This window comes from Oceanobacillus sp. FSL W7-1293 (assembly GCF_037969815.1).
Classification (GTDB): domain Bacteria; phylum Bacillota; class Bacilli; order Bacillales; family Amphibacillaceae; genus Oceanobacillus; species Oceanobacillus oncorhynchi.
Map to the genome: position 1 here is coordinate 2334425 of NZ_CP150212.1, position 13958 is coordinate 2348382.

General features: G+C 37.3%; 12 protein-coding genes. 10 read left to right on the forward strand and 2 right to left on the reverse strand.

Annotated features, from left to right (window positions below):
• Positions 1-87: 87 nt before the first annotated feature.
• The gene (locus MKY65_RS11450; protein ID WP_339184916.1) at positions 88-1458 is read right to left on the reverse strand and encodes a PLP-dependent aminotransferase family protein; all 1371 of its coding nucleotides are present in this window, start codon (positions 1456-1458) and stop codon (positions 88-90) included.
• Between the two features lie 126 nt (positions 1459-1584).
• Here MKY65_RS11450 and MKY65_RS11455 point away from each other — a divergent pair, with 126 nt between their 5' ends.
• From MKY65_RS11455 to MKY65_RS11480, 6 genes are all read left to right on the forward strand, one after another.
• Entirely contained in the window at positions 1585-2454 is an 870-nt protein-coding gene (locus MKY65_RS11455; protein WP_339184918.1) for a DMT family transporter, read from the forward strand.
• A 278-nt stretch (positions 2455-2732) separates the two neighbouring features.
• Positions 2733-3479: an ATP-binding cassette domain-containing protein gene (locus tag MKY65_RS11460; protein WP_339184920.1), complete on the forward strand. Its 747-nt coding sequence runs from the start codon at positions 2733-2735 to the stop codon at positions 3477-3479.
• A complete protein-coding gene (locus MKY65_RS11465) occupies positions 3479-4288 on the forward strand; it encodes a hypothetical protein (protein ID WP_339184921.1) in 810 nt (269 codons plus the stop codon). The genes MKY65_RS11460 and MKY65_RS11465 overlap by 1 nt, the downstream gene beginning before the upstream one ends.
• Entirely contained in the window at positions 4285-5040 is a 756-nt protein-coding gene (locus MKY65_RS11470; protein ID WP_339184923.1) for a hypothetical protein, read from the forward strand. The genes MKY65_RS11465 and MKY65_RS11470 overlap by 4 nt, the downstream gene beginning before the upstream one ends.
• A gap of 1121 nt (positions 5041-6161) precedes the next feature.
• Positions 6162-6491: a PadR family transcriptional regulator gene (locus MKY65_RS11475; RefSeq protein ID WP_339184925.1), complete on the forward strand. Its 330-nt coding sequence runs from the start codon at positions 6162-6164 to the stop codon at positions 6489-6491.
• Positions 6492-6841: 350 nt separating this feature from the next.
• The gene (locus tag MKY65_RS11480) at positions 6842-7024 is read left to right on the forward strand and encodes a hypothetical protein (protein ID WP_339184927.1); all 183 of its coding nucleotides are present in this window, start codon (positions 6842-6844) and stop codon (positions 7022-7024) included.
• Positions 7025-7382: 358 nt separating this feature from the next.
• Here MKY65_RS11480 and MKY65_RS11485 read toward each other — a convergent pair whose 3' ends face one another.
• Complete coding sequence (locus tag MKY65_RS11485; protein WP_339184928.1) at positions 7383-8285, reverse strand: alpha/beta hydrolase; 903 nt, start codon at positions 8283-8285, stop codon at positions 7383-7385.
• Between the two features lie 733 nt (positions 8286-9018).
• Here MKY65_RS11485 and MKY65_RS11490 point away from each other — a divergent pair.
• The 4 genes from MKY65_RS11490 (at position 9019) to MKY65_RS11505 (ending at position 13917) form a co-directional block, all read left to right on the forward strand.
• Positions 9019-9417, forward strand: a complete 399-nt coding sequence (locus MKY65_RS11490; protein ID WP_339184930.1) for a cytochrome c — start codon at positions 9019-9021, stop codon at positions 9415-9417.
• Between the two features lie 218 nt (positions 9418-9635).
• Complete coding sequence (locus MKY65_RS11495; protein WP_339184931.1) at positions 9636-11507, forward strand: serine hydrolase domain-containing protein; 1872 nt, start codon at positions 9636-9638, stop codon at positions 11505-11507.
• 98 nt (positions 11508-11605) lie between these two features.
• On the forward strand, positions 11606-13126 hold the full coding sequence (locus MKY65_RS11500; RefSeq protein ID WP_339184933.1) for a plasmid pRiA4b ORF-3 family protein: 1521 nt from the start codon (positions 11606-11608) through the stop codon (positions 13124-13126).
• A 440-nt stretch (positions 13127-13566) separates the two neighbouring features.
• Positions 13567-13917, forward strand: a complete 351-nt coding sequence (locus tag MKY65_RS11505; protein WP_339184935.1) for a hypothetical protein — start codon at positions 13567-13569, stop codon at positions 13915-13917.
• Positions 13918-13958: the final 41 nt, after the last annotated feature.

Here is a 13958-nt window from a genome sequence, read left to right on the forward strand (position 1 = left end):
AAATATTTGAACATCCTTCAGTTACTTTGAAAACCCAGCTGTCTTTTTTAGCTGGGTTTTCAATTCTTGCCAAAAATAAAATAATGATTAAGGGATCATTATATTATCCGCAATATAGTTCAATCTTTTCCGGTTCTGTTTTATTACGTTTGAGATGATGTCGATTCCTTTGTCTATTTTATTCTCCTCGATTTTTGAAATACATATTCTTATTGCATTGTCCTTATTAAAATCATCTAAGTACATATCTGAGCAATCTTTGACGTACACGTTTTTTTCTTTCAGTATATTGGTTATATAGGCCGCCTTGATATTGTCAGGCAAGTAAATACAAATAAAAAAACCATTATTGGGTTTGCTATATTTAATAGAATCATCAAAATATGTTTTGCATGCTTCAAGCAGGATATCTAACTTGTTTTTGTATACCTTCTTTATTTTTTCAATATGAGTATGAAACATACCGCTCTTAAGGTATATTTCAAACGCACCCTGCGAGATAGCCGGACTATTAAAATCAGATGCGAACTTATAGTTAATAAACGCATTTTTCATCTTATCAGGTACGACAATCGAAGCGATCCTCATCCCTGGCAGAAAAACTTTTGAAAAGCTTTTGATATAGATAACTCGATTTGTATCATCGAAGCTATAAAAAGGATCTGCTTTCGTGTCTGGATCTAATTCACTTAAATAATCATCTTCCACTAAGTAAACATCGTATTTTTGAATCAAAGCGAGGATTCTTTTTTTATCTTCGTTCGAATAACTGAAGCCGGAGGGATTCTGAAATCTGGTCATCACGTAAAATAATTTGATATCATGATTTTTTAAAATATGCTCCAGTCTTTCTAGGTCAATACCGGTTTCCGAAACATCTATCCCATAGATATTGCAATTGGTATTTTTGATTGACTCTAATGCGCCATAATACGTAGGCTGTTCCACAAGAATATTCGTTCTTTTATTGGGCAAGGGCATATTTACAGCTAAATTAATAGCTTGCTGCGCTCCGGTGGTTATGAATAGATTATTCACATCTGCGAAAACTTGAAAATCCTGCAGATATTTTTGTATTTCGCATCTGAGACGATAAATACCTTCGAAATGGGAGTAGGAGAATATTTCATTTTTATATATGTCGATTGCCTGATTGATACAATGTTGAAAATCTTTATACGGCATGGCATTTAAGTCAGGGCTTGCCGATAAAAAATCAAAAATCTCAAGGCTGTCTTCTTCACGTTCCATACTTTCGACTACATAATATCCGCTTTTGCTGACGGAGTATATATAATGTTTATCCTCCAATTCTTGATAAGCTCTAATAATGGTGCTTTTATTGCAGGAAAATTCTTCTGCCATTGCTCTAATCGAGGGCAGCTTATCACTTGGCTTTAATTTCTCCTCTTTAATCAAACCTATAATATAACGAACCACTTTTTCAAATTTATTCATTGAAATACCTCCCAACATAGATTTGTACCGGTACACATTGTGATAAATCTTCTTTTATGATGATGGCTATTATATTAGTATGTTATATGTACCGGTACAATAAATCAATGAAAAGGAGAAGTATTTATGGATGAGCGTAATCATTTATCTGGTTTTGTTTGGGGGATGCTTGGAGTATTATGCTTTAGCCTGACATTACCAGCAACGAATGTAGCGGTTCAATATTTTAATTCTACCTTTGTTGGTCTTGGCAGAACGATACCTGCCTCGTTATTAGCTGTCTTATTTTTGATTATTAATAAACAACCTGTACCGGCCAAAAAACAATTTAGAGATCTTTTTATTATTGCGTTTGGGGCAGTTTTAATTTTTCCGCTGTTAACAACCTATGCGATGGCAGATTTACCGGTATCTCACGGAGCGGTAGAACTGGCGTTGCTTCCGTTAGCCACAGCTTTTTTTGCGATGATTATAGCGAATGAAAGACCTGGTTTAAAATTTTGGATAGCTAGTTCAATCGCCTCTTTATCTGTGATTATATATGCTTTTACTTTAGGGTTAGGCACTATTCATTTGGCAGATATGGCGTTGATTGTATCTGTCATTATATTGGGGTTGAGTTATGCAATGGGGGCTAAATTAGCTAAAGAAATTGGCAGCTGGCAAACCATAGCTTGGTCTGTCATTATTGGAGCTCCCTTATTTTTCATACCTGTTATTCGTTCTATTCGTGTAGAAGAAATCTTAGCTGCACCTATATCGGGCTGGGTAAGTTTTATTTATTTAGCAGTGATCAGCCAATTTTTGGCGTATATATTTTGGTATAAAGGGTTGTCGGTCGGAGGAATTTCCAAAGTAAGTCAACTGCAATATTTACAACCTTTTTTAATGATTACCTTTTCTTTTTTATTTTTGAATGAAGTATTTAATTTGTATACTATAATTATTGCTGTTGTAACCGTCAGCTGCGTGATTATTGGTAAAAACGCAGCGTGAAGGCAGGGGACTGGAGGGGTATAAAAGGAAATACTGTTAAAGTTTAATACTCTTATATTAATGAGCGGCTGGAAAAAACGTATTTCTGGCCGCTTTTTATATTGAAAACATTACTTTCTTTTAAAAACAGTTGAATTTGTATACCTGTTATTTGTTTATTGAATTTTAATCTTTTTGTCAATAGATGTATATCAATTCAAATGCAGCAGTTTATTTTTCATTACTATACTGATGAGGTACATGAAAAAATAACGTTTGGGAGAAAGGAAGTGGCGTACTTGCATACGAAAACTAGCAGTACAAAAACAGCAGCAATCACTGTTAACAATGTAACAAAACGATACGGTAAGAAAACAGCCGTTGAAAATGTATCGTTCACAGCACAACCGGGCCGGGTAACTGGTTTTCTAGGGCCGAACGGAGCGGGGAAATCCAGTACACTGCGTATTTTACTTGGTTTGGATCGTCCTACCAGCGGCACAGCTCTTATTGAAGGGAAAGCCTTTGTCGAACATCATCAGCCATTGCGAACGGTTGGTGCGATGCTAGATGGTGCTGCGGCTGTTCCAGAGCGCCGGGGTATCGATCATCTAAAATGGATAGCTGAATCGAATCGTATCCCCAAAGAAAGAATCGTTGAAGTACTGGAAATGGTGGGTTTGTCTAATGCGGCAAAAACAAGAGTAAAAAAGTATTCTCTCGGAATGAAGCAGCGTCTTGGTTTAGCAGCTGCATTATTAGGAAAGCCGCGAATACTCATACTCGATGAGCCTGTAAATGGGTTAGATCCGGAAGGGATTCGGAGCGTGCGGCGGCTTCTGCAAGACTATGCAAGGAATGGGAATACGGTGTTACTCTCCAGTCACTTAATGGATGAAACATCAAAAATAGTGGATGATATTGTGATTATCAATAAAGGAAAGATTATTGATTCAGGTTCACTGGAAGATGTTATTGCGGATCATGATTCTCTTGAGGAAGCTTTTTTTGCCTTAACTGGTATCAAGAGCGGAGAAAGCTGGTGATGAGCATGATAGCAGCGATACGATCTGAGTTCACAAAAATAATTACACTGCGCAGTGTTTGGGTTATCACGTTCATCTTATTGGGGGCGGGTCTTTTTTTTCATTACTTAAGCGTGGGCGGCTTTTTAGAAAAGCTAACAACCATAGATGAGAATGGCATGCACTGGTTTTTTAGAAGACCTATTGATGCAGAACTGGACTTTTATTCCACAATAGGTGTAGCCATATTTAATCCTGGAATCCTGTTTCCATTACTTGGTGCAACCATTGCTGGAGCAGAATTCCGTACAGGTCAATTAGGGGTAAGTTTACTTGCAGTACCTTCCCGTACTAAAATGGTCATCAGTAAGATCATTGCGACTACTCTTTATACATTAGGTATTGGAATCGGTTATGCCGTCATGTCACTAGTTACAGCATATCTTATGGTTAAAGATTGGCAGCCTGATCTTTTATGGTCTCCTGGAGTATTTCTTCAAATTTTAGGAGGTATCTTTTTTCTTGTTGTGATTACCTTGATTACTTTAGGTTTCACGATAATTACTCGGCGAACTCTTTTGGGTATTTTGATCATGGGTGGATTTATCGGTGTAACCATGACTCGAATTATTGCCTTATTGTCGACTGCTATGGATGCCTTGACGCCGATTAGTGCGGCACGTAATTTTTTATTGCAAGATACGGCGATGCCTGTGGTAGGTCCAGATTTTACTTCAAGTAATCTAACAGGGGGCGTAGTATTAATGCTATGGCTTATCGGCGTAATAACTTTTTCGCTTATACTAATGAAGCGGAGGGACGCCCGATGAATATTTCAACTTCTGAGCAATCTGTTATTCGCTTCTCAAGTACAGTCCGTTCTGAATTTATGAAGATTTTCTTCCATCCAACAATCGTACTATTTATCATTATCACTATGATTGTGAATCTTGGAATCGCTATAGTAGACGCAAGTGGTCTCGGTTTTTATACAGGAGATGAAGTGACGCCTTCTAAGGTGTCAGACTTTGGCATGGTTATGTTTGCTCCTATATACGCATTCCTTATTCTGCCTGTGTATGCAGCAAGCAGTGAATATCAAGGGGGCCAGTATCGTATGACGTTAACCGCTACCCCAAATCGACAACGATTAATGAACGGAAAAGTAGTTGCGGTTGTACTGGCAATATTAGGTGGAATATTAGTAGCTATCATCCCTTCACGATTGATCATTAATATCTTTTCAGATGTAAGTATGAGTTATATGTTAATTGATATCACACGTTGGACAGCGGTCTACTTGCTTATGTCTATCATTGCTTTTAGCATTGCAGGTACAACACGCAGCACCATCGTTCCACTTTCCATTTTAATTATGATTCCTATATTTATTGGAACAGGTATTTTGCAATGGCCAAAAGGACTGCGATTCCTGCCGGATCAAGCGAGTATGAGCTTACTCGGAACGCCTGCTTATGAAGTGACCGAGCTGCCGCCGTGGATTGCTTTCTTTACGCTTTTCGTTTGGGCATTGATATGTACAATAGCTTATTGGCTGTCTTTTCTGCAGAGGGATAGTTAAGCAGCGAATAAGAAGGCATCAGCTGCAGCTAAAAACTTTGAAGCATTCGCATCTTGTCTTTAAAAAAGCAGGGTGCGGATTGTTTATCTTATAGTATTTTTATATTGTAAGACTTTTCCTCACTCATTTATAAAACCTCATTACTCAACTCTCGCACATTAAAAAGTAATTTCGTTTCTATAGAAACAGGAGTTGATCGTTCCTTCGATAACACCCTTGACAAAGAATAAAAGGTGAAGTGTAAAGCACCGCTGCGGCGGACCATTTTGCTTTTCTAGGGGCACGCTCTTCAGCTAACTTTTGCCAAGAAGAGCACTTGGCAAAAGTGGATCTTCAGATGGTGCTGATCCCTCAGGAGTCAAAACGGTCCGCCTCCGCTAGTAGGATATTCTATACGTGAAAAAAACTCACCAAATAGATGTTTAATCAGATAGAACATCTTTTTCATGCTGCATGGTAACATGTTCCGCCAAGATTCCTTTCTGTGCATCGAAGCGATTCCTTGTATTTCATATCCATACTGTCATGATTGGGTTGTTCAGACGAAAGCTGCTATTTCGTTCAGCTCATCAAAATGTTATTTCTTTCATTCGCTGTAGAATCCTATCAGAGCGCAGGCCAACCACGCAGACTCCTGTGGGAACAGGGCGAGCTGAAGATCCACTTGAAAAGCGGTTTTCTTTTCAAGTTAGCTGAAGCCGTCCCCATGGAAAGAGGAGTGGTTGGCCGGAGCGGAGCTATGCGCCATCACCAATTCCAAAAAGGCTGGATATTTCACCAAAATGCAAGCATGGTAATGGAGAACATGTTCACCCTGGAATAGCAAGATATATATGCTTATTCTTAGGTGCGAAAGTTGAGCTCATTAAATATCTAAAAGAGAACAATAATAAATTACTAATATAGAAAGAGTGGTTATATAATTAATTACTCTTTTATAAAAATACAATACGATAATTATGAGTTTCATATGTTATTTTAATGTGTTAAAATCTGGTATAATAATATTTATAGATATTTGAAATGATAAATTCATCTTATATATAATTACTTTGGCAGGAAGAGTAATTAGTAAATATATTACTCTATCAGATAGAATTATATGATAAGGAGGGTATGTAATGATTAGAAGTGATATTATACGAGGACATTTAGAGTCAATTATACTGCGTTTAATTTATGAAAACGATCAGTATGGTTATGAAATATCAAAACAAATCAGCCTACGAACAGAAAATCGTTTTCAGATTAAAGAAGCGACACTATACGCCGTTTTCCAGCGTCTTGAAAAGAAAGGATTAATCGAATCTTATAATGGTAAAGTGTCTCATGGCGGAAAACGAAAATATTATAGAATTACGATGTTAGGGAAAGCATATTTAAAAGAGACAGCCAGAGAGTGGGAGGAAACAAAAGAAATTATTGATTTGTTTATGGAAGGATTAGATTGAAGAAGATGCAGCTTTAATTTGGAATTGTTTTCTAGTATTAAGAAGTCTGGGAGGCAACGATTTGATGTCTTTAAACGATCACGGACCTTTTAACGGCGAAAAAAGTGGGCATGGATGATGTAAATGATTCATTTGGTGAATTAAAAATGAAGTCGTTTTAAAAACAGGTATTGAAGAAGACAGAGTTAAGTTATATCATTTAGATATGGGATATTTTTGGAAGTTTATAAATTATTATGCATCTTTAACGTATTATTACCTGTTCCATATCAGGGCACATTTTCGGAATAGGTAACGATGTGCAAATTATCTTTTTAAAGAAAAATTGTGAAGGGAAGGAGAATTTTGTGTTGTCAGCATCTGTAGGTGGATTAAATATGGGAGACGTAATAATCCAATTGCTCTTTTTGTTACTTGTTATTTTACTCGTTATAGGAATCGTATCGCTCATCGTCATGTGCGTCAAAAGAAATAAAAAAATAAGTCAATTGGAAGAAAAAATCGATAAATTACAGTCAGAGAAAGATAAATAGCTTTTCTTGTGAATAAAATTACGGTTTACTCCCAAACTGACGGTAATAAAAAGTAGCGATTTTTTATAGCAGATAGGATTGGTAAAATGAATGATGATAAAAAAGCAGGATTTGGTCAGGAAATGGCATCTAAATGGTTCTCAAACGTGCCCAAATGGCTTAGATTTTCCATCATATTTGGGGCTCTGATAGTGTTGGTGTATTTAGTAAATAAAGGGATAGTTTTTTAATTTATATTTTGTAAAGAAAAGCAGTAAAAGCAACTCTTTAGCAGCTGCTTTTTGTTGGTGCACTTTCTTGTAAGCTGACACAGTAAAACCGCGGGATAACAAATTTTCTGAACGGGAACCCTGCATCATCAGCTGTTTGTTATAATATCTACTATTTCTTTGGTTGCTTCTCTTGCCTCTGGAATGGGGTAAAGCACAAAGATATGGTTCATTTCCGGATATTCAAAATAATTAATGTGAATGTCTTGCGATACAGCCATCTCTTTGAATTTTTTTGCGTCTGGTAAAAGAACTTCATGTGTCCCAATAAACAAAGTGATTTCTCCTAATCCATGTATCTCTCCATTTATTGGACTGAGTAAATAATTATCTCGGTCAGTACCTCCTGCATATGCCTTTCCCATTTGAATCAGCCCATAGATACCTAACATGGGATCTTTATGTTCGAGTGCATGAGCCTCCGGATTTTTCATCGTAATATCAAGCCAAGGCGAAATTAATATGATATGCCGGGGCTGTGGTAACCCCTTTTCCAAAAGCAATTGTGCTAACGCTAATGCAAATCCTCCACCGGCAGAGTCACCCATCAAAATAATATTATTGCTATCGGTTGTTTCTAACATCCATTTGTATATTGGAAGCACTTTTTCAAAAGACTCTTTATAATGATGGTTGGGTGCTTTCGGATAAATCGGAACGTATATGTTAGCTTTGGTTTCTTTTGCTACTTTCCCAAGAAAATGCCAGTGATATAACGAAGGCTGCTTGATATAACCGCCTCCATGCAAATAGAGGATGGATTTTCCTGAGTGATTCTCTTCTTGATTAAAGATATACCATTCCATTCCATCAAACATCTGTTTTTTAATGTTGAACCTTGTCTGGATATATTTTGGCAGGTCATATGGTTTCTCATTTTCTTTTTGTTTTTCTTTTAGAAACGATTTGAATAATTGAGGATCGGTAAAACTGTCTTTATTACTCAGCCGTGTAAGGATACGTTCCGCAATCCGGCTTTGAAAACTTCTCATATTCTTTTCCTCCTGTAGGTCACTATCCACCAGTGTTTAATAAATCTTGGGCAATACGCGGGGAGTCTCGCTGATAATATCCATTTTCTAATTTGTAAAATATGTATTCATCAGGAATACCTGCTGTTGACTGTTCTTATCCTTTATACTAGCAGTAATCGTTTAGCTTTGTACAACCATTAGCACTTTCCTTTGTAAGTATAAACCCCAGTATAACTTCATTTTTAAACAAAAGAGGGTAACTGTATCCCTGAATTTCAATCATACCATTCTCGATTATGCGCTTTTTACATGAATATAAAATGTCTGTCTCTATTATAATATATAAGCGGCAAATTCTACATACCATACAAGTATATGCTGCTCTCCGCTATTTAACGCTTTTATAAAATTTAACTCGCTTACAGAATTGAAACCATCAACATTTTTCTGTCACTTTACCTAATCATTATTCTTTAAGCTTTTGGGTGAGATGATTAGCACCAGCTGTTATAGATAAAAATGATATATGCTTTTCTTGTTAAGGGGATTAAGTATATATAAAGATTTAAAAAGAAAAGAGGAGTAAAATGAAAATTGAAAATATAATTTCACATTATTGGCTCAATCACATTTGCGGGGTCTCGATTTACAAGCTTCTTCGAGATAATCATGAAGTTGATTTGATACGAGATAGCCTATTCATTACCCGTATTTTGTGAAAATTCAAATCATTTAAAGGAGGAGAAGTAAGTTGAAAAAATTCTATCTTTTATTTTTAGCGTTCACTTTAGCAATTGTACTTGCGGCTTGTGGCGGGGACAATGGCAGTGAGAGCGGTGATGAAGGGACAGATAATACAGAAAACAGCGAGGAAACAGAATCATCTGACCCAGGGGAAGAAGGGGAGGATGGAGAGTCTGCAAGTGTTGAAGCTGGAGAAGAAGTTTTTCAAAATAATTGTGCCAGCTGTCATGGTCAAGATTTGTCAGGAGCAGCCGGTCCGGATTTAACAGAAGTCGGCAGCAATTATTCACAGGATGAGATTGCTGATATCGTTGAAAATGGAACAGATGGGGGGATGCCGGCCTTTTCAGATCTTGAGGATGATGATTTGGATGAACTTGCAAAATGGCTGAGTGAGCATAAATAATATAGTGCAATGATCAGAAAAACAGCAGCTTCCATGCAGCTGTTGTTTTTCTTTTGCCATATCCGTAAATAAAAAGGGATTTAAAGCCTCTCTGAAGAAGTATTAATATATAAAAATCATTTTGTGGCGGAGGAGCTTTGTAATGTTAACGTTATTTCAATATAATTGGACAGTTTATTTAGAAATTTATTTAACCCAGAAGAGAGAAGGGTAGCAAAATGATAAAAAGAATCAGCATTTTTCTTTACATACTCTTATTCAGCCTATGTTTTCCCTATACTTTTTCAGCGGCAGAAAATACAACGCCATCTGGTATTCCAATAGAAGAACTGGAGCAGTTCGTAGACGATTATGCCGAAGAATACATAGGTAGTACTGTAGCAGGAGCGGCAATCATTGCTATTAAAGACAATCAAATCGTCCTCTCTAAAGGATATGGGTACGCCGATGTGGAAAATCAAATTCCAATGGACCCGGATACAACTGTTCTCGAATGGGGATCGATTACAAAATTATTTGTTTGGGTCTCTGCGATGCAGCTTGCTGAACAGGGAGAACTGGATTTAGAGGAAGATATACGAACTTATTTGCCGGAGGATTTTTTGACCAAATTAAATTACGATGAGCCCATTACCATCTTGAATTTAATGCATCATAATGCGGGCTTTGAAGAATATATTTTTGATTTGCTGTTTGAATCTCCTAAGCAGTTGGTTGATTTGGAAGAATCCTTAAAATTAGCAGAACCGGAACAGGTTTATAAGCCGGGAGAAGTTGTTGCTTATTCCAATTATTCAACTTCTTTAGCAGCTTATATTATTGAAGAGATTACTGGACAGCCGTTTTATGAGTATGTGAATGAGCATATTTTTGATGAATTGGAAATGAATCATTCCACCATGCATTTACCTGTAGAAGATAATCAGAAAATTACGCGTTATAAAGGGATAGGTTATTTTCCTGGAGAGAATGGTGATTTTATCAAATCACAGCCTTTTTATATTTCTATGTATCCCAGCGGAGGCATAAATGGAACAGCAGCCGATTTAGCAAAGTTCGCACAGGCTTTGATGCCCTCTGAACCAGAAAAGACTTCTTTATTCCAAGAAGACCAGACACTTCAAGAATTACTTACAACAAGCTATGCTCCTGAAGAAGGAGTTCCCGGACTTGCTCACGGTTTTTGGGAATATGATGGCGAATACAGAGGATTGACCCATTCTGGTAATACAGTCGCTTATTCCAGTAATATGCAAATTGTTCCGGAAGATAATTTTGCGATTATCATCTTAACTAATCAAGCAGATGAAGTCGATCTTTTATTTGGCCTGACAGATGAATTAGTGGGCAGAGGGGACCAAACAGTTCAAGAAAGCCTCCCGCCGGCTGCTGAAGTAGAAGGGTCTTATTTATCGGCACGCCGTACGTATAGCGGTTTTATGAATCTTTACGCATACCTTGCACCACTCAATGTTAAACCAATGGATAATAATGAAATTGAATTGGATTTAGCAGGGTTCAAAGCAACTTATGTACAAACAAGTCCTTATGTCTATAAATTAAAAAGTGGAGATGACGTATTTATACCAAGTAATGTCATGTACTTTCATGTAAATGATGGGATGGCCGAGCAGATTTCAACTGCGTATGCGGATTATCTTCCTATGGACAAAAGTACTCCTTTTCTGCTCATCAGCTTAGGAGTGTTTATTTGGTGCATGGTATATTTTCTAATTTCTCCTTTTGTGTTAATGGTACTTGCGTTTTTGCGCAGGAGAAGAAAACAAAAAACAGCAGCAGTTGCAAAGTGGAATTGGCTATTAATGCTATCAGGAACTTTACTGGCAGTGAATATAGCTGCTCTGGTTATCCGTATGCTATCTAATCCGATGCGCACCTATTCAGAGCTGCTGCCGCACTTTATAGGGAATTATCTCTTTACCGTGACCAGTATTATCGCTGTTGTAATGATGATTTTGGTCAGGAAAAAAGCTTCGTTGTCCAAAATGCAAAAGACCGGTTATCTGCTGACGGGTATCAGCAGTATTCTGTTTATTATTTGGCTGATTATCTGGCAGATGTACGCATAAAAATAGTTGCATTTTTTACTATGAAAGTCTAAGTTAAATGTGAAAGCTATAATAGAAAATGAACAGAAAAAATGAAAATAGATAGGGGATGTATTTTCTTGGTTCTTCAATTAAATATTCAAGTAAAAGATGTGAACCCCGCGAAACAGCGAACACTAATCGTATCAGAACAGAGCACTTTTGAAGAATTGCATTTATACCTGCAGACTGCATTTGCATGGTCTGACGAACATTTGCACCTTTTTTCACAGAATAGCATCTCGATTGTGCCACAAGCAGGAGATTTACTTGAACAGACAGGGGCCGTTGATGAAAAAACGACGATCTTAATGGATTTCTTGAAAAATCCTGGCGATAAGCTGACCTATATTTATGATTTGAATGTGGATTGGCAGCATGAGATTATTCTGGAACAAAAAGTAGAGTTGCCGATGGATCTGCCATTACCATTCTGTCTGGCAGCAGAAGGGAACAAGTCTTTGGAGAAAGGTTTCGAGGATACGTATACGTTTTCCGACAATGAGGAACTTGTAGAATACATCAATCATCAATTAAGTGTGTTTTACGAAGACTGGCTTCTTGGTGAAGAAGAGGCTGAGGAAATAGATCCGGATGAATCGGAATGGAATCAATTATTTGATGTATCTGATCAAGTGAAAGAAAAACAACCATGGCTAGAAATTCAAGATAATCAATTTATTGCGGTCTGGTCGGATAGAATAAATGATTATGTCTATTGTTCCATCATGGGGAATGCAGAAGAAAGTTATGGCGTCTCCGGTTTTCTGGGTAGCAGAGGGTTATTATCTTATCTGGATATGCTGGATGACGATCCATTTGATGATGATTTAGCAGTTCTTTTCACGCAGTATTCTCTTACGGTTAATTTTAATAGCAGAGAGGAATTGAATGAGGACGAATATGATTTAATTAAAAGTCTCAACAGAAAATATCGTGGGAAAAATCAATGGCCTTCATTTACCAGCATGATTCCGGATACCGTCCCATGGAGTTTTAATCAAGAAGAAAGCTTGATTTTCACAGAAGTGCTGTCTAAACTGGAATCATTCCTTTCACGTACGGATAATCTGTCTAGCGTAGCTCCGAGCTTTGATAGCGGCGAAATACTCGCTTTAAATAAAGAAGGCGAGCAAATCATTTTGTCAACAATTGACCTGATTGAAAAAGCTGTCCAAGACCCTGGTTTAGAATTGAACCTGTCGGAAATAGAATGGAAACGGATGAAGAATAAAATAGATAAAATCAATGGCGTGGAGGCGGAACTGGCATTTATCCAAGCAGGAGAGCCGGTACAAAGGACACCTGAATCCCGGCCATTTCTTCCGTATATCCTTGTACTTCTTGATCGACAAACGGGAGCGGTATTACATTATGATTTAGTAGACTCGATTTATTACTCGGAAGGTGTCCAAGAAAAAATATTTCAGCTTTTCGAAAAAATAGAAGCCTTGCCGCAAGCGGTCCATATGTTTGATGATTTCTTTGCAACGCAAGCGGAACCGTTGTTTGATAAATTGTCTCTTCCTTTAGTAAAAACAGAGGAATTACATGGCGTGACTCAATTTATTCAAATGATGGAAGAGGACAATCCTTTTTAAGAAACTTCTGAGTATAAATAATAGAAACATCCTTTCTTCGTTCCCCTATACAGAGAAAGGATGTTTCTCTATCATTTGATTGACTTTAAATAAAAAGAATGCTAGTTATATTGATGGACTAAGCGATAAAATACTCCATCATTTTTAATATATTTTGTTGATGTCTGTACAATCCTGCAACTCTCCCTCCTTTCTTGAAGCAGGGGACTTACAAAAGCTCTTCGGCGGGACGAGTAATCGCAGTCCCAGTCCCAGCCAGTTACACTGCGGTAAATTAGTTAGAAAAAATGGATTTGTTTATCATAAAAACCGGCAATACAAACGAAACCGTATTAAGATACAAAGAATACATTAATAACGTGTAAATCCAGCAGTCCAGAGCGCTGATGTTCTAATAATTAATCCTCATAGAATTTAAAAAAGAATAGGAGAGCCGGTATATGAAGAGGTCCATAGAAATAAGCTTTAGCCTCCTTGGCGGGTTAGCTTATGTATTCTCCGTCGGAATGTACATGGAAACCATCGATAAGGCATATGGAGAACCGAATCATTTGAGTGGGTTATTGGAAGCATTTACTGTTGGTTTCGGCATTATGGGGATAGCAATTATCGTTTGCATCCTTGCCATTATATGGTTTAGTGGGGTTAAGAAATCAAAAGCTGCCGGCATTATGCTGCTTGTTTTTGCGGCAGCTACGTTACTTATCACCTATGGCGGTGCATTTATTGGTGCTTTCTTTTATCTGATTGCGGGTATATTAGGAATTGTACGTAAAGTAAAGACTGATTGAACGTCTAGGGCAGAGATCATCATAAAAAATCCAAGCTGAAA

Coding starts and splice junctions, on each gene's coding strand:
- MKY65_RS11450 (WP_339184916.1), bottom strand. CDS start 1,458: ATGAATAAATTTGAAAAAGTGGTTCGTTATATTATAGGTTTGATTAAA.
- MKY65_RS11455 (WP_339184918.1), top strand. CDS start 1,585: ATGGATGAGCGTAATCATTTATCTGGTTTTGTTTGGGGGATGCTTGGA.
- MKY65_RS11465 (WP_339184921.1), top strand. CDS start 3,479: ATGAGCATGATAGCAGCGATACGATCTGAGTTCACAAAAATAATTACA.
- MKY65_RS11470 (WP_339184923.1), top strand. CDS start 4,285: ATGAATATTTCAACTTCTGAGCAATCTGTTATTCGCTTCTCAAGTACA.
- MKY65_RS11475 (WP_339184925.1), top strand. CDS start 6,162: ATGATTAGAAGTGATATTATACGAGGACATTTAGAGTCAATTATACTG.
- MKY65_RS11485 (WP_339184928.1), bottom strand. CDS start 8,285: ATGAGAAGTTTTCAAAGCCGGATTGCGGAACGTATCCTTACACGGCTG.
- MKY65_RS11495 (WP_339184931.1), top strand. CDS start 9,636: ATGATAAAAAGAATCAGCATTTTTCTTTACATACTCTTATTCAGCCTA.
- MKY65_RS11505 (WP_339184935.1), top strand. CDS start 13,567: ATGAAGAGGTCCATAGAAATAAGCTTTAGCCTCCTTGGCGGGTTAGCT.